The following is a 16,901-nucleotide window of genomic DNA, read 5'->3' as shown; positions in this document are numbered from 1 at the left end:
AGCCAAAAGTTCCACTTCTTTTACACTTATATCATGCTTAATAACTTTTTATCAAACAGAAGTATATTTGTACTTTATTATTTGTGAAAAACTATTGTAAAAATCAGCAGTATTTATTTTAACTGAAATCGTTCTTAAATGGTATATTATAAAAGAATTTATTATTGAATATTGATTAAAGAGATCTGTGGAAGTGAGGTAAATCTAATTTGAATCGAAAAATTATTAATTTGGCTATTGGAAAACCAAAGGAATTTAATTGGAACAATAAAAAGGAGTTTTCCGCAATCGGAAAATCATCTGTACAAGCTGTTGAGTTAAAAAAAGCTGGCTTTGTTGGTGATGATGTTGCAAACCACCAGTTTCACGGGGGGCCAGACCGTGCAGTATGTTTGTATCCATTTGAGCATTACTCCTATTGGGAAAAGATGTTTCAAAAAAAGCTTATTCTACCTGCTTTTGGAGAAAATATTACTGCAACAGGAATGGTAGAAGAACAGGTTTGTATTGGTGATATATATAAATTAGGGGATACTGTTGTCCAAGTAACACAAGGAAGAGTACCTTGTGCAACTATCTCTAATTATAATCAGGAAAAACAATTTTTAAAGAAAGTCGTTGAAACGACGCTAACTGGGTACTTTTTTCGTGTATTAGAAGAAGGGACTATTACATTAAATTCGCAAATAAGTCTTGTGGAGAAACACGCAAAAGAAATCTCCGTTTCTTTTGCTACACAAATTCTATTTCACCAAAAACAAGATAAAACATCCATTGAAAAAATATTGACAGTTGATGCTCTTGCAGAGGACTGGAGAAATAGATTTTTAAAATTGTTATGATTCAATTATTGTGTTTTGGATAACGCTAAAACCTAGCCTAAAAAGCTAGGTTTTTTATGTATAATATTGCTTCTGCCCGTTCGTATTATAATTTAGTAAATCTTAATAAATTGAACTGCTAAGGATTTATCTTTCCACTCTTTGCTTTCTTAAAGTTTTGTAAAATGAGATAAAACATAAACAATATAGGTAAATAAATATACAAAAAGCTAGAGGTGATATACTTTAAGAAATCCCCTATTTCCTCAACTTCTATTTTACTATTTACATTAATTACAATTAAATGAACAATAATAATTGACATCCATAATGACCTTCTAGGTTTAAATTTAAACGATTCTTTCAAAACTCGAATCGCCCCCCACAATGCCATACAACAAGGGGGAAGGATCACTAATAGCCATAAAAAGATAAAGATATATTCAAATCTTTCGATAAATGGAAAACGGATAATTTTTGACATCATGAGGGTTGGCCAAGTAACATGTTCAAGCTGCCCATGACTAAAATAAACAAATGATATGATTGTAACCAATAAATATAAAATGGTTGTATACGCTTGTGAAATGTGGGCCCATTTTTGGGAGATTTGATTATTTTTAATAAAAGGAAAATAAATTAGTAAAAATTCTGGTCCTGAGTACATAAGAATACTTTCTTTTGCTGATACAAAATAGTCACTTAAGCTGTGATTAAAAACGGGTAATAAATTTGTCCAGTAAGCATATTTCAATGGAAAATATACAGTAAACAGAAGGAGGGAAGGGACTAGCATCCCCCAAAAACAAATTCCGGTAATGACCCTAAAGCCTCCAACAACTAAATATGAAATCACAAAAATCATAGTAAGTGATAAAAACCAAATCGGTGTATAAGGAAAAACCCAAGTAACTAAAACTGATAAATAGGACCTAATTATAGTCGAAACAATTAAAAGCATATATCCATAAAAGAAAATATTTAATACGTTTCCTATCCATCTCCCAAATAATTGTTGATGTAAAGACATAATATCACCATTATTTGATTTCTTTAATAAGAAATACAGCAGCCAAATAATGAGATGAAGACTAATTCCAACCAATACAATTGAAACCCATGCATCCTGTTCTGCTCCCTTTATTATTTTACTTTGAAAATTCAACAAGCCTACACCGGTTTGGGTACTGTGAATCAAAAAAAATAAAAAAAAAGGAGATACTGTCAAACTTTTATTTAATTGTTTACTCATAGTCAATCACCTTTTTTATTCACCAATCCCTGCTTGAGATAGTTCTATTTTTAAATTTATATCCAATGAAATAGTTGGGTACACCTTTTCATAAAACTCCTTTTCGTTCCATTTTTGTGAATTTGCTCTTGCTAAGTCACCTATACCTAAAGGATCGACTTGATGCTTTTGAAGTTTTACGAATAGCTTTTCAAAATCCTTTTTCATTTGTTTTTCCAATTGCTTTTTTAATAATATGTTATTTTGTCTTTTCCTTAAATCTAGCCAATCTGGAAAATCCTTTACCATTCCATTAAGTGTTATATTGAGTGTTACCTTTGATTTCGAATCTTTGATAATAATTGATTTTTTGTTTTTTCCATATAAAATTGCTAAAATTACAGAATCCCCCGACTGCCCCTTATGTATTTTAAAATCTGTTTGTCCACTAATAACTCTTCCTCTCAAAATTTTATATAGAAAGCTTTCTTTTTGATTTAAGATAAGTCCCAGTTTGTCGTTTTTTAACACTGCTAGCCTGTTTACCTCAATGTTCCCCTTTTGATTTATCTTTAAAAAAGGTAGGGAGGGGTCTCTTCCCTCTCCATAGAAATCAAATAAAAAACTTTGCAAAGTTGGAATTGGTACATTTTGAGTTCGATAATTCTGTTCAATCATTTTATAAGGATAGTCGCTGTTTTTATCTTTATTTTTCATTAATATTTCTCCTGCTGGTTCTTCTGAAACAGCCACTAACATATTGCTTCCAATCAAAGGATCCCTGCAAACAGTCTTAACAAAATAAGACACCCCATTTTCAGCTAATTCTTTACCAAAGATTAAAAGGTTCAACTTTCCAATTTCTAGAGGTTTAGGAGATTGTGCATTTATAGATTGTTTTATTAAATAGGATTTCTTTCCTTTCCCCTGTAGAATAGAGCTCCCATCTTTTTTTTCATCTCCCGTATAATCAGAATAAAGTACCGTTCCAACATACTGGTTATCCACTTTGTCAAAACCTAATACTTTAGGAAGTTGCACATCATCTATAATTTTTTGCCGTGGATATGAGCAGCCAGGAATAATCAAAATGAGAGTCAAAAGAGCACAAAAATACCTTATATTTTTTCGCTTTTGACTATTCATTATTAATATCATCCTTATCTTGATTTGGTGTATATCTTTTAAGTGAAAGAGGTCTTAAAAATCTGCTTCGTGTTGTTGTAAACTGATATGGTGATCGAATAAAACTGTCTCGAAAGTTCTTTATTCTAAAAGGAAATAGAGGGACCATATATGGATTCCCTAAGGATTTAAGTTTTAATAAATGTCCTACCAGCAGAACAAATCCTATTATAATTCCAAACCCGCCCAAAAATGCTGCAAGTAAAATTAGCGGAAACCGGATGAGACGAATTGCATTTGACATTTTAAATATAGGAGTAGTGAAAGAAGCAAGTGCAGATAATGAAACAATAATAAGTAAAACATTACTTGTTAGAGCAGCTTGGACAGAGGCCTGACCGATAACAATACCACCTACAATACCAAGTGTTTGCCCAATTTTAGTCGGCAAGCGTGCCCCCGCCTCCCTCAACAATTCAATGGTAATTTCCAAAAAAATAGCTTCCCAAACCGGAGGAAATGGAACATGAGCCCTAGAACTAATAAGGGGTTGCAATAAATCATCAGGTACGACTTCATAATGAAAAGTTAAAATTGCTACATATAAAGGTGTAGCAAACAACGAGAATATAACACTAAAAATGCGAATGATACGAAAAAATGACCCCAGTACCCAATTAAGATAATAATCCTCGGGAGAAATGAAAAAATCTAATATAGTTATTGGCCCTGTAATAATGTAAGGGGATCCATTCGACATGATTGCAACTTGCCCCATAACCATTGCATATATAACCCTGTCAATCCGCTCAGTGGATAAAAAAACAGGAAAGGGAGTATTTGAGTTATCTGAAATAATTTGATCAATTTGGGAATTATCGAAAATAACATCAAAGTCAATATCCTTTAATCGTTGTCGAACAGTTTGAATATATTCTGGATTGGTAATTCCATCTAAATACGCAATGACTACTTCAGTTTTAGACATTGAACCAATTTTTATTTCTTCAAAAACTAACTCTGGAACAGCTATTTGCTTTCTTAACAAATGAATATTAATACCTATGTTTTCTACAAATCCAACTTTTGGGCCGATAACACTAAATTCATTTTCTGTATCATTATTCTCTCGATAACCAAGATTGGCATTTTCAATATTTATCGTTAAAAAATGTTGGTTGGAATCTTTTAATTGAACAATAACATATCCTTTAATTAATTTTTCTTCTACATCTAATGGATTAGTTGTAACTAAAAGATCCTCAAAAGGAATAAACTTTTTTATGTCATTAATTCCCCTAATTTTCTCACTATGTTCTTGAATTGCTGGAAGAAGAAGGTTATTTATTTTCTTTGGATCCACCATACTTTTATAGTAACTAATTGTAATATCCAGTTCTTCAGATAGTAAAAATTGATGAAAATCACTCGATTTAGCAGCTTGTTCAAAAATCGTTTTTATTGACTTTGTCTCGTTCTCTGACTTCTGATTATTTTTAAATTCTTGGAAAAACTTGAAAGGCATTTATATCACCTAAATTGATCTTATATATTCTTTAAAATTGTCGTATAAAACCCATGAACTCTTTTAAGAATAAAAAATCACACTTTTTTTATAAAACTCCCAATCATTAATTTGCCCCAGCATTTATTTTTAATTCCCAATGTATCTTTTTTACTTTTATTTTTTAACGACAAAAAACTAATCGGAAATTTTCCGGTTAGTTTTTTCTTACTTATTGATTTGTTTTTTTAAATGAAGCTTTGCATGGGCATTAGCGCAATTCTAATAATCATTGCGACACCCTCCTGATCTACTTTTTTACCACTAGTAAAAACATCAAAGGGTGTGAAAATTTTAAACGTCACTGCAAAAAGGGGGAAAATGAAAATTATTTTTTCATATAATGAAGCATTGCCAGTTGACCTAATTTTTCTACTTTCGTTAATGTGTAGTTTTGAGTAATGTCATCCCCCGTATATAGGGTGATCCCTTTCCCTAAAATAATAGGTGCAATACCTAATTGAATTTCATCAATTAAATTATCTTTAAAAAATTCACGAGCTAACTTTCCTCCACCAATTAACCATATATCTTTACCAGGCTTTTGTTTTAGATTATTAATAAACGTTTTGGCCTCTTCATCAATAAAGGTAGCGTATTCATCTGATCCACTAACAGATTTTGAAAATACATAATTCTTATAAGTGCTATAAGGGTAGTCCATATCAAATCCACGAACGACATCATAGGTTCCTTTTCCCATAACTACAGTGTCTATTCTTTCAAGGAGTGAATTGTAGCCAGAATCTCCCTCTACTTCTGTTGATTCTAACCATTCTAATGTACCATCCTCATTTGCAATATAGCCATCAATTGAAGTGCCTATGTATAAAATAATGTTACGCTCTTTTTTCACGTGAATCTCCCTTCCTTTGTTTGTTTTTATTTAAGTAAACTCCCCTTTTCCTTAATTTTCACAAACTACTCCAAACATTAAAAGGAAGGATTTTATTAATTACAATCCTTCCTTCACAACGCTATTTTTGGAATAACTTTCTAACAAACAGTTGTTTGTATTTATAAACAATTGTACTTGCCAAAGCAATCATTATCCCAGATAAAATGAATACACTTCTTACCCCAAACAAGTCTGCTAATATCCCCATTGCCAAAGAACCAGCCCCAAACATCCCCGTTCCAATCGCACTTAATGAGGTATAAACAGTGGACAACTCCTCTTTGGTAACACTAGTTTGTATGACCGTTTGTTGAGGAATGTATTTGATTTGCCCAAAAAGCCCCATAAAGAGCGATAGACATAAGGCCATGAGCGGATTACTATTTAGGCTAAAAAATATGGTGACTAAGAAACACGTGAATGAACCAACAAAAATAAAAGTACCCAGGTTCTTTTCCACAAAACTAGAATATTTAATACAAAAAATGCTTCCTATGATTAAGCCTAGAAAGAAAGCACCATTGATAAAACCCCACCATTTTTCATCAACGTGTAAAGCATCGTTCACGAAAACATATAAAATAGCCGCAATCCATACCGTCCCTGCAATGGTTTCTAAAGTGTCGATCAAAGCAATTCTTTTCAACACAGGTGTAATTAATAAAGTTTTCCATCCCTCTTTAAGTTGTTCTAATTTCCCTTTTTGCTCCGATGAAGTATGACTTACAGTTTCTAATAAACTTAGCAAAACACTTGATATTACGAACAAACATCCAACGAGCCAAATGAGTTGTTGCGGACTTAATACTATTAAAAACAGACTACCCACGAACCACATTACTGCTTGAATGATTTGAGTCACTGTTTCAGCAATTCCATTAGCTTTTATTAAATCAATAGGGTTTACATAGTATGGAATTAATGTTTGTCTTATGGGATTTGCACAACCGTCAAGAATCGCAATCAAACCAATTATTAAAAAGATTAAATAATAATTAGATGCTGTAATACCAACTATCATCAAACCCAAAATAACAAGCAGAATGGTCTTTCCGATTTGTGACCAAGCCATTAACCATTTTAAATTCACTTTTCCAACTAAAAGAGGAGTTAACATGCTGGAAACAAACATAGATGAAGTAATCGTAAATGGAACGAATGATGATACTGTTGCAGAATCTGTTAAGTTAAATATCACACTAATAACACTAACGATATATAGGACATCGCCCATATTTGCGAACGAATGACCTAACAGTAACAAAGTAAAATTTTTATTCAATTTCATTCTACATCCCCCAATATTTCAAATTAATCTTGATTATTGGGAGATCTTAAATCGGACTGTTCATTTAAGGCCTATCTCCTTTCAATATCGGATAAACCTGGGGGATGTAGATTTATCTCAAAATTTTTTCTAATAAATGATTATATGTATTTTAGTAAATTTCAAACACTTACTAAAAAATATTCAAAACAGGTTCGGAGCTAAGCATCCAAAAAAGTTTAATCTTCAATTAATCTCCAGCTTTATATATAATTATTTTTAAGAATTATATTCAAACCTTATCTAAAGCTGAAAGGAGATCCTAAATTGGAAAACTTTTATATGTTTGTTCTTATGTGTATTTTTTTTATCATTTTACCCGGTCCCGACACTGCAATTACTACAAAAAATACGATCACCGCGGGGAAAGTCGGGGGTCTTAAAACACTTTTAGGTATTTGTTGTGCCCTTTTTATCCATACATCTGCTGCTGTATTAGGACTTTCAGCCATCATTATGAAATCAGCGTTATTATTTTCTGTCTTTAAATATGTAGGGGCTGCTTACCTAATTTATATGGGTGTTAAGACATTATGGTCTTTAAAGAACAAAGAAGTAGCAGCAAGCGTTGAGATGAATACACAAAGGAAAGTTGCAAGCACCTCTTGTTTTAAACAAGGGTTCCTTACAAATCTCCTCAACCCCAAAATTGCGGTTCTTTTCTTAACCTTTTTCCCTCAATTTGTTGACCATGGAAACACTTCGTTTTTACCGTTTGTGATCATGGGTACCACTTATACGGTAATGACTGCCCTATGGTCTGTGCTCTATGTCTATTTAATTAATCATATTAGTGCTTTTATGAAAAAACCTAAAACACAAAATATTATTGAAGGACTCACGGGAACCATACTGATAGGTTTTGGTATAAGACTATTTCTTGAAAAAGCTCACAATTAGGTGATTCTAATTTACGGTTAGACCCTTGATTTTCTTAAATCTAAGGGTCTTTTCTTCGAAAATTTATTAGGCCTTTATTAAATTGGATAAAGAATTACTTGAAAAATCCCCTTTTATATTTCCCACCATGATGTAACAGGAGTAGATAACGATTCTATTAAAGGAACAGTTTCACCAATTCTAGGAGCGATGAGATTCACATCATTTTTCTTTGCCTCTTTTAACGCTCGTTCTATAGGTTCTGACCATCCATGATTCGCAAGGGTAAAAGCTCCCCAATGCATTAACATCATATTTTTTCCTTTTACATCTATATTAGCCTGTACAGATTCTTCTGGAAACATATGAGCCCAAGACCAGCGTCTATCATATTGGCCGCCTTCGATTAAGGCGATATCGAAAGGACCATATTTTTCTCCAATTTCTTTAAAATGCGCATCATAGCCCCCATCTCCGCTGGTATAGAAACGGGTCTGTTTTCCAACAATAACCCAACCACCCCAAAGGGTTGAATTTCGATTAAAAATCCCCCTTCCAGAAAAATGCTTGGATGGTGTCAAGGCAATGTTTAAACCTTGGAATGAAGTGTCCTCCCACCAGTTGAGTTCTGTAATTTTTTCTTTTTCCACTCCCCATCGGATCAAATGATTACTTACACCGTAAGGAACAAAGAAATGACCAACCTTGCTCTTTAGTTTCCGGATGGAAGGATAATCTAAGTGATCATAATGATCATGAGTAATAAAGACAGCATCAATTGGCGGCATATCTTCAATAATATCCAACATATCCTCGCTGTAGCGTGTAGGTCCTACAAAGGAAACAGGTGAAGCAATACGGCCAAGCATCGGATCTATGAGTATCTTTTTATTATCGATGCTAAGTAAAAAAGCAGAATGCCCAAACCAAGTTAGACTATCTTCTTTATTATTAATTTTGTTCCAATCAATCTCGGATACAGGAATTTCAACAGGTCTTCGGTCTTTACTACTTGATTTAGAGTTCTTAAACGTGGATGTAATAGTGGATTTTGGTGGTGACTGGTAAACAAATTTCCCGTTCACATAATTATCAAACGTTTTATATACCTCTTTTTGTTCGTTACTGGGGTTTCTACCGAATACTGGATGCAAGTTTATATACAATGAAATAACAGCTCCTATTAAAACTAAAGTAACCAATAAAAAAATCATTATTTTTTTCATTATTATGTACTTACCTTTTGGTGCAAAACCTCCGGCCGTTTTTTGTGAGGCAGGAATTTTTTTTGTATTTAAAATACTAAATCCCTCCTTTCGATACATGGCTTGGGATTCTTCTCCTAGTTTGCTATTATTGGTATTTCTTCATAAGTACAGTATAAGTTAAATTTTAAGCTAAATATATAAAAGGATGTCCAAGAAGCTAGGCTTTTTGGACATCCTATCGTTTACACAACTTACATTGTACTAATGTCAATTACAAATCGATACTTCACAGCTGAAGCTAATACACGTTTGTAGGCTTCATCAATTTGGTCTGCGGAAATTACTTCAATCTTAGGAACAATGTTATGTTTTGCACAGAACTCCAACATTTCCTGAGTCTCACGGATGCCTCCAATCATTGAACCCGCAAATGAACGACGATGACCGATGAGTGAGAATACATTAACTGACAACGGCTCCGCTGGTGCACCGACATTAACCAACGTACCGTCAAGAGTGAGTAGGGCGAAATAAGCATTAATATCGATTTTTGCACTTACCGTGTTAATAATTAAGTCAAAGGCTCCGGCAAGTTTCTCGAATGTTTCTGGGTCACTTGTGGCATAGTAGTTAGCTGCGCCGAATTGCAAGCCATCGTCCATTTTCTTTAATGATTGAGACAAAACGGTAACCTCGGCACCCATGGCATGTGCAATTTTGACTGCCATATGACCAAGACCACCCATACCAACGACCGCTACTTTCTTACCTGGTCCTGCTCCCCAATGGTTTAGTGGTGAAAATGTCGTAATACCTGCGCAAAGTAATGGTGCGGCAGCGTCAAGCCCAATGCTATCAGGAATTCTGACCACGAAGTCCTCAGTGACGACTATGTGTGTAGAATACCCACCTTGAGTAGGCTCGCCGTACTTGTCAACACCAGCGTATGTAGGGACATTTCCGTTCAGACAGTATTGTTCTTCTCCTTTACGGCAGTTCTCGCAATCGCCACAGGAATCAACCATACATCCGACCCCTACCCGATCACCGACCTTGTACTTTGTGACCTCTGTTCCTACTTCCGTGACAATTCCAGCGATCTCGTGTCCAGGCACGAGGGGATAGTTTACGGGACCCCATTCGCCGTGAGCAGTATGGATGTCAGAATGGCATATCCCTGCATATTTAATTTCAATCAGAACATCATGTAAATCAAGATCGCGTCTTTTAATTTCAGCCGCTCGAAACAGTTTGTCTGGGCCATCGACAGCTCGTGCTTTAGCAGTAATCATTAATAAAACCTCCAATAATTTATATTTTTTCAAGAGAATGTACTTTTAACGGGTTTAACTCAGGTTCAAATTCCCCATCAATCATATTTACCCTACTTTTCTCTCTTGCAGAACAATATTAATCCTTAGAGTTAACTCTAGGTCAAGTATTTTGCGGATAAAGTTTTGAGCTTTTGATTTCTGTTTTGCCTTTTTATGTTTACGTGACAGCTTTGACATTAAGCATTCAGCGTGTTAAAATCCTCTCTATCATAGAGTTAACTCGAAGTCTATATCAATTAGGATGGGAGATACAAGATGAAGACTTATTCTATCAGCGAGGTTGCAAAGGAATTAAATCTTACAGTATATACCTTGCGTTACTACGACAAGGAGGGACTTATTCCTTTTGTAGAACGCACACCTAGCGGAATTCGAATGTTTAAAGAATCCGATATCGGCGCTTTAAAAGTAATTGAATGTCTAAAATCGACAGGAATGCCTATTAAGGAAATTAAAAATTTCATCGATTGGTGTTCTGATGGGGATTCCACTTTGCAACAAAGATATGACATGTTTATGGAGCGAAAAGCGAATGTAGAAGCACAAATGGAAGAACTGAAAAAAACAATGGAAGTCATCGAGCATAAATGCTTATATTACAAGACTGCATTGGATGCTGGAACGGAAGATATTCACAAAAATGATAAAATAGAAATTTCTACTATTGATTAAGGCTCTTTTCTAAAAGATTGTTGCTTTTCTTATTATCAAGTATCAAAATTCAGAAGCAGACAGTATTACGGACATTTCACTTTGTCACTTGGCAAGCTTTGTCCGTAAGAACCGGTTTTGCGGACAATTCGCTCTATCGCTTGGCGGGTTTTGTCCGTAAGAACCGGTATTGCGGACACTTTCCTCTGTCGCTTGGCGGGTTTTGTCCGTAAGAACCGGTTTTGCGGACACTTTCCCCGATCGCTTGACGAGTTTTGTCCGTAAGAACCGGTATTTTCGCGTTATCCCCTTTGCCATGCACATTTCCTCCTTGTGACATCATTCCAAAAGACTTTACAACCTAGATTAAACGATAGGTCAATGAGAAAGTTCTTACATTTTTTTACATAAAATTTCATCCTTGATATAGAGTTAACTCTAGCGTTTATACTTACTCCCGTACATAAGCCAAATTACGGGAGGTAATAAACATGTCTTTATTTAAGACTGGATATGTTTTTTTAACTAAAAAGAGTAATTTGTTAATTTTCATAATGGCTATAGGAGTATTTGGCATCTTAAATACTGAAATGGGGGTTATTGGGATATTACCTGCCATTGCTGAACACTTTCATGTCAGCATATCAAAAGCAGGATGGCTGGTGAGCCTGTTTGCCCTTGTTGTTGCAGTATCCGGTCCAACGATGCCGTTATTGTTTTCCGGTATAAATCGGAAGAAGGTCATGTTACTGGTACTAGGTGTTTTCATTTTGGGGAACATCGTATCCATCTTTACATCTAACTTTACTATTCTATTAATTGCTCGGATTATTCCAGCCTTTTTTCATCCTATTTATTGTTCCTTGGCCTTTACAGTTGCTGCTTCTTCAGTAAGTAAAGAGGAAGCTCCAAAGGCTGTTTCTAAAGTATTCATAGGAGTATCAGCCGGTATGGTAGTCGGTGTACCAATCGCAAGTTTTATCGCGAGTGCCGTTTCGTTTGAAATGGCGATGGCATTCTTTGCTATTGTTAATGCTATTGTATTCATTGCTACGTTACTATTTGTACCATCGATGCCTGTTAAGGAACGACTTTCTTCTGGAGCACAATTATCAGTATTAAAAAAATCTATTACATGGCTTTCCATAGTTACAGTCATTTTATTAAACTCTGCCGTATTTGGAGTTTATAGCTATTTTGCTGAGTATTTAAAAACTGTTACCAATATGTCTTCGAATACAATTAGTTTGATGCTGTTCATATTCGGTGGAGCCAATATTATTGGAAACATTGTGGCAGGGAAATTACTTACTAAAAATGCAAACAAATTAGTCGCATCTTTTCCTTTTGTATTAGGTATCGTTTACATCCTATTATTCTTATTTGGACAGTTTACCTTACCTATGGCCTTCATTACCCTATTTTGGGGTATTTTAGGAGGGATAGGTGGTAATATAAATCAATATTGGATTATATCTGCGGCTCCTGAAGCGCCTGATTTCGCCAATGGTTTATTTATCTCATCTTGTAACGTAGGAACAACCATTGGTGCAGCGGTAGGCGGGTTATTTATTTCAGAAATGGGTACACCATACGTCGTATTTGTGGGAATCCTATCATTGATACTAAGTTTGGTAACTATTTTACTAAGAAACTATATTTATAGTCCTACCAAACAACCTTCTATTAAAGCTTCAACTTGTTTATCATCATAAAGGCAATGATGACCTAATCCTTTCGGAAAATCTGAGAAAATGGTCATCATAAAGGCAATGATGACCTAATCCTTTCGGAAAATCTGAGAAAGTGGTTATCATAGAGGCAATGATGACCTAATCCTTTCGAAAAACCTGAGAAAGTGGTCATCATAAAGGCAATGATGACCTAATCCTTTCGAAAAACCTGAGAAAGTGGTCATCATAGAGGCAATGATGACCTAATCCTTTCGAAATACCTGAGAAAGTGGTCATCATAGAGGCAATGATGACCTAATCCTTTCGGAAAATCTGAGAAAGTGGTCATCATAAAGGCGATGATGACCTAATCTTTTCGGAAAATCTAAGATAGTGGTCATCATAGAGGCGATGATGACCTAATCCTTTCGGAAAATCTGAGAAAGTGGTAATCATAGAGGAGATGATGACCTAATCCTTTTGGAAAACCTGAGAAAGTGGTCTTCATAAAGGCAATGATGACCTAATCCTTTAGAAAAACCTGAGAAAGTGGTCTTCATAAAGGCGATGATGACCCAATCCTTTCGAAAAACCTGAGAAAGTGGTCATCATAAAGGCAATGATGACCTAATCCTTTCGAAAAACCTGAGATAGTGGTCATCATAGAGGCGATGATGACCTAATCCCTTCGAAAACCTGAAAAAGTGATAGATTACTCTTCGAGATTTTTAGGGTGTAAAAAAATCTGCTCTAGCCCAATATTAGTTACTGAGAAATGGAGGATTAAAAATGTCATCGGATATAAAAGTTGCACTTGTCACCGGTGGGAATCGAGGAATTGGATATGAGCTGGTCAAGCAATTAGCTTTAAAAGATTTTAAGGTTATTTTAGCAAGCCGGGACCCAGAGATGGGTCATGAAACTACCCAAAAGCTTAAAGAGTCACATCTGGATGTTTCGTTTGTGGTGATGGATGTTGATAATCAAGAAAGCATTCGTCAAGCTGCGATTACAGTAAATGAGCAGTATGGAAGATTAGACGTATTGATTAATAATGCTGGGGTCTATTTGGATGATAATAAAAAGTTAGTGTCTATGGACCCTTCCATTCTGGAGCGAACGATGACAACGAATTTCTTCGGTGCTTACCATGTCATCCGCTCCTTTATCCCACTCATGGAAGAACAAGGATATGGAAGAATTATTAATATTTCTTCGGAATATGGGGCGTTGAGTGAAATGTCTTATCCTGGAGCAGGCGCTTATAAATTGTCTAAGCTTGTCTTGAATGGACTGACACAATTAATCTCGGCAGAAATTAATGATGATATCAAAATAAACGCTGTCGATCCGGGATGGGTAAGCTCAGATATGGGTGGACCATCGGCTCCACGAACTCCAAAGCAAGCTGCTGAGTCTATCCTTTGGTTAGCGACAATTGGACCTGAAGGACCTAACGGGGGATTCTTCAGAGATGGAAAACGAATCGATTGGTAGCAAAAGATAAAAAGCCGAACATCCTATTTCCAATTAAGATGTTCGGCTTTTTCTATAACTTTTTGAATGAGTTTCATAGTCATATACTTGGTACCCATCCCTAATTCAATAGATTAAATTACCATTTACAAAAGAAAATTCTCAATGATGGTAATTTGTTCTTTTGTATTTAAAGCTGGGGCATGACCAAGTTTTGGAACCGTTACCATTTGACAGTTTGGTTTTTGCTTCATTTTTTCCGCAACATCAAGAGGAAGAACGTCGGAAATTTCTCCTCGGATTAGTAATATTTTAGATTGAACCACTTCCCAGTAGTTCCATAGGTTTAAATCTTCTATATGCTGAAATTGCAAAGCGATGTTTGGATCATAATCAGGACTTATTCCACCCTCATCTCTTCTTCTACTTGAATATCGGGTAAAATCATTCCACTCCTCTTCATTCGCTAGACCAAATGTGGTATAAATGGTTTGGTAATACTTCTTTAATTCACTAAAGGTTTTAAATTGTGGAGGAGCCCCTACATAGCTAATAATTCGTTTAATGCCTTCAATATCGTGAACAGCATTTTCAGAAGCACCGGCGCCAATGTCATTTAACACTAAATGTGAAATCCGATTTTGATGATTAGGCGTGCCAGCAATTCGCATTCCAATGGCTCCCCCCATTGAAGTCCCTATCCATCGGACTTGATCGATTCCTAAATGGTCCAATAATTCAATCGCCAGGTTACTGTAAGTTTCAAAACAATAATCCTTTTCAGGGGACGAACTCCATTGACTCAAGCCTCGACCAATTGTATCCGGGCAAAGGATATAATAGTTTTGGGATAAATGGCGGGCTAAAATATCAAAGTCTCGCCCATTTCGAGTTAATCCGTGCCAACAAACCACAGCTGGTTTCTGTGGATCTCCCCATTCTGTAAAATGAACTTCCATTCCATTAATCGTTTCAAACCTAGATTTAGGAGAAGACATAACACCACCACCTTCGATTTTTAATATTCCGATAATTAAATATTCGATTAACTAGCGAGAATCCCTTCTTCAAAAATTGCCCTAAGCCTAAACAAAATGAGCCTGCACAATTCTTATGTTTTAGCGCCAGCGCTCTAATTTTTTTAAGAATTTTTTTGTATACATTTTATTGAGAAAAAATTTCTCAATCCGATTCATATCTGATTCCTGAAACTTTTTCAAACTGAATGCATAAAATTCATCGAATGTTAAATCAGGCTGCACCCATTTACCATTTTGGTAACAATAGTGACAGAATTTTTCTGACGGTGTTCCATCCTTTTCAGTTCCATATTCACTTGGAACTTTCATGGGCATGCCACAGCTTTGACAAAGGTTTGGTTTTGCCATTTTTATTCCCCCGTTTTTGTTATATTTTGAATATGTCATCATAGCATTTACCATTTTATACTGATAGCCGATGCACAACTATCCTATTTTTTCATTTTTGATATTTATATATCATTTTGACTTTTAAATTCAAAAATCTCATCAACCGCTTTGTGATATCCACCCGATTGCTGCATGGATTCTCTTTTATTTGAAACAGCTTTTTGGAAAGATGGGTCGTTTAACACATGATCTGCCGCTTCACGTAGTTGATTTGCACTCAAGCCTTGCATTGGTAATGTAATACCAGCTCCGAGATTGGCAACTTGCCCCGCAATAATCGGCTGGTCCGCACTTTGTGGGATTACAATTAGCGGAACCTCGTAGTAGAAACCCTCATTAGTACTATTCATTCCACCATGTGTGACAAATAATTTACTGTGTTTTAACACATCCGTTTGTGGAACATAGTCTTTTACAATAAAGTTTTGAGGGATCTCTCCTAAATCATTAAGTAGGGTTTGCTTCCCAATCGACATGACAACCGTATGATCGCTATTTTCAAATGCAGCAAAACAAAGTTTATAAAATTCAATGGCTCGGTTAAAGACCGTACCCAGTGAAATATAAATGGGGCTTTTTCCCTTGATTGCTGTAAGGTCAAAATTTTCTTGAGTCACTCGTGTTGAAATAGATGGACCTATAAATTTATAAGTTTGGTCGAATGCTTCTCCAGAAGGTTGAAACTCTCTAGTTGTATACACGATTGTAAGTGGTGCTGGATTACAAAAAACTTCATAAGGAGAATTGATTTCGACATCATATTTTTCCTTTATCATTGCTGTCAGGTTTTGATACTCATCGTTAATTTCTTTCATTACTTCTGTAGGAATATTTATAGAAAGCCGTTCCAACAGTTTATCGAATGATTCCCTTGTCTCCGCAAAGGAAGTACAAGAGTTGATTGCCGGAAGCTTTAGGATTTGGGCAAGTATACGTCCACAACCAAACATGGAATCATGAATGATGTAATCAAAATGTTCTCCCTCAATCTGTTCAAGAACGTTAGGTATGACAATATCTGCCGTATGTAGAAGACCATTAATTCTTTCATGTAAATAATTTCTACCACCCGAGATAAAGGCTTTTATAAATTTTTGACCGTCCAATGTACGGACTGTTGCTCCCGCCTTCTCCAGTCGCTCTCGAAAAGCTTCTATCGTAAAGTACACGACCTCTTCTCCGCGCGAAATAAGCTCTTGGACAACTCCAATCGTTGGATTGATATGCCCTTCTGATCCGGCATTAATAAATAAAACACGTGCCATTTCTACCACTCCTCAATTA

General features: G+C 35.4%; 16 protein-coding genes. 5 read left to right on the top strand and 11 right to left on the bottom strand.

Features of this window, described 5'->3' with window-relative positions:
- The first annotated feature begins 209 nt into the window (after positions 1-209).
- Positions 210-842, top strand: a complete 633-nt coding sequence (locus QNH17_RS12830) for an MOSC domain-containing protein (RefSeq protein ID WP_283879040.1) — start codon at positions 210-212, stop codon at positions 840-842.
- A gap of 118 nt (positions 843-960) precedes the next feature.
- Here QNH17_RS12830 and QNH17_RS12825 read toward each other — a convergent pair whose 3' ends face one another.
- The 5 genes from QNH17_RS12825 to QNH17_RS12805 form a co-directional block, all read right to left on the bottom strand.
- Positions 961-2,073, bottom strand: a complete 1,113-nt coding sequence (locus QNH17_RS12825; RefSeq protein ID WP_283879039.1) for a GerAB/ArcD/ProY family transporter — start codon at positions 2,071-2,073, stop codon at positions 961-963.
- A 15-nt stretch (positions 2,074-2,088) separates the two neighbouring features.
- Positions 2,089-3,198, bottom strand: a complete 1,110-nt coding sequence (locus QNH17_RS12820; RefSeq protein WP_283879038.1) for a Ger(x)C family spore germination protein — start codon at positions 3,196-3,198, stop codon at positions 2,089-2,091.
- Positions 3,191-4,702, bottom strand: coding sequence for a spore germination protein (locus tag QNH17_RS12815; protein ID WP_283879037.1), 1,512 nt, complete (start codon positions 4,700-4,702; stop codon positions 3,191-3,193). The genes QNH17_RS12820 and QNH17_RS12815 overlap by 8 nt, the downstream gene beginning before the upstream one ends.
- 367 nt (positions 4,703-5,069) lie before the next feature.
- Positions 5,070-5,597 carry a dihydrofolate reductase family protein gene (locus tag QNH17_RS12810; protein ID WP_283879036.1) on the bottom strand — a complete coding sequence of 176 codons (528 nt, stop codon included), beginning with the start codon at positions 5,595-5,597 and terminating at the stop codon, positions 5,070-5,072.
- Positions 5,598-5,718: 121 nt separating this feature from the next.
- Entirely contained in the window at positions 5,719-6,927 is a 1,209-nt protein-coding gene (locus QNH17_RS12805; RefSeq protein ID WP_283879035.1) for an MFS transporter, read from the bottom strand.
- Positions 6,928-7,233: 306 nt separating this feature from the next.
- On the opposite strand from QNH17_RS12805, the gene QNH17_RS12800 reads away from it, so the two are divergent.
- The gene (locus tag QNH17_RS12800) at positions 7,234-7,866 is read left to right on the top strand and encodes a LysE family translocator (RefSeq protein WP_283879034.1); all 633 of its coding nucleotides are present in this window, start codon (positions 7,234-7,236) and stop codon (positions 7,864-7,866) included.
- 113 nt (positions 7,867-7,979) lie between these two features.
- Here the strand turns inward: QNH17_RS12800 and QNH17_RS12795 are convergent, their stop codons facing one another.
- On the bottom strand, positions 7,980-9,059 hold the full coding sequence (locus QNH17_RS12795; RefSeq protein WP_283879492.1) for an MBL fold metallo-hydrolase: 1,080 nt from the start codon (positions 9,057-9,059) through the stop codon (positions 7,980-7,982).
- A gap of 245 nt (positions 9,060-9,304) precedes the next feature.
- The gene (locus QNH17_RS12790) at positions 9,305-10,345 is read right to left on the bottom strand and encodes an NAD(P)-dependent alcohol dehydrogenase (RefSeq protein WP_283879033.1); all 1,041 of its coding nucleotides are present in this window, start codon (positions 10,343-10,345) and stop codon (positions 9,305-9,307) included.
- Positions 10,346-10,642: 297 nt separating this feature from the next.
- Here QNH17_RS12790 and QNH17_RS12785 point away from each other — a divergent pair, with 297 nt between their 5' ends.
- Positions 10,643-11,059: a MerR family transcriptional regulator gene (locus QNH17_RS12785; protein ID WP_283879032.1), complete on the top strand. Its 417-nt coding sequence runs from the start codon at positions 10,643-10,645 to the stop codon at positions 11,057-11,059.
- 84 nt (positions 11,060-11,143) lie between these two features.
- Here QNH17_RS12785 and QNH17_RS12780 read toward each other — a convergent pair whose 3' ends face one another.
- Positions 11,144-11,356, bottom strand: a complete 213-nt coding sequence (locus tag QNH17_RS12780; protein WP_283879031.1) for a hypothetical protein — start codon at positions 11,354-11,356, stop codon at positions 11,144-11,146.
- 173 nt (positions 11,357-11,529) lie between these two features.
- Between QNH17_RS12780 and QNH17_RS12775 the strand changes: the two genes are divergently transcribed.
- A complete protein-coding gene (locus QNH17_RS12775; protein WP_283879030.1) occupies positions 11,530-12,753 on the top strand; it encodes an MFS transporter in 1,224 nt (407 codons plus the stop codon).
- A 747-nt stretch (positions 12,754-13,500) separates the two neighbouring features.
- Positions 13,501-14,208, top strand: a complete 708-nt coding sequence (locus tag QNH17_RS12770; protein ID WP_283879029.1) for an SDR family oxidoreductase — start codon at positions 13,501-13,503, stop codon at positions 14,206-14,208.
- 125 nt (positions 14,209-14,333) lie between these two features.
- Here the strand turns inward: QNH17_RS12770 and QNH17_RS12765 are convergent, their stop codons facing one another.
- The 3 genes from QNH17_RS12765 to QNH17_RS12755 all read right to left on the bottom strand — a co-directional run bounded on the left by QNH17_RS12765 (position 14,334) and on the right by QNH17_RS12755 (position 16,882).
- Positions 14,334-15,185, bottom strand: a complete 852-nt coding sequence (locus tag QNH17_RS12765) for an alpha/beta fold hydrolase (RefSeq protein WP_283879028.1) — start codon at positions 15,183-15,185, stop codon at positions 14,334-14,336.
- Positions 15,186-15,305: 120 nt separating this feature from the next.
- Positions 15,306-15,575, bottom strand: a complete 270-nt coding sequence (locus tag QNH17_RS12760; RefSeq protein ID WP_283879027.1) for a zinc ribbon domain-containing protein — start codon at positions 15,573-15,575, stop codon at positions 15,306-15,308.
- Between the two features lie 104 nt (positions 15,576-15,679).
- Positions 15,680-16,882, bottom strand: coding sequence for a macrolide family glycosyltransferase (locus tag QNH17_RS12755; RefSeq protein WP_283879026.1), 1,203 nt, complete (start codon positions 16,880-16,882; stop codon positions 15,680-15,682).
- Positions 16,883-16,901: the final 19 nt, after the last annotated feature.

Source organism: Neobacillus sp. SuZ13 (genome assembly GCF_030123365.1).
In the GTDB taxonomy this organism is placed as follows: Bacteria; Bacillota; Bacilli; order Bacillales; family Cytobacillaceae; genus Neobacillus.
The sequence above is the reverse complement of the archived record's forward strand: the minus strand, read 5'-3'. Positions and strand labels throughout refer to the sequence as shown.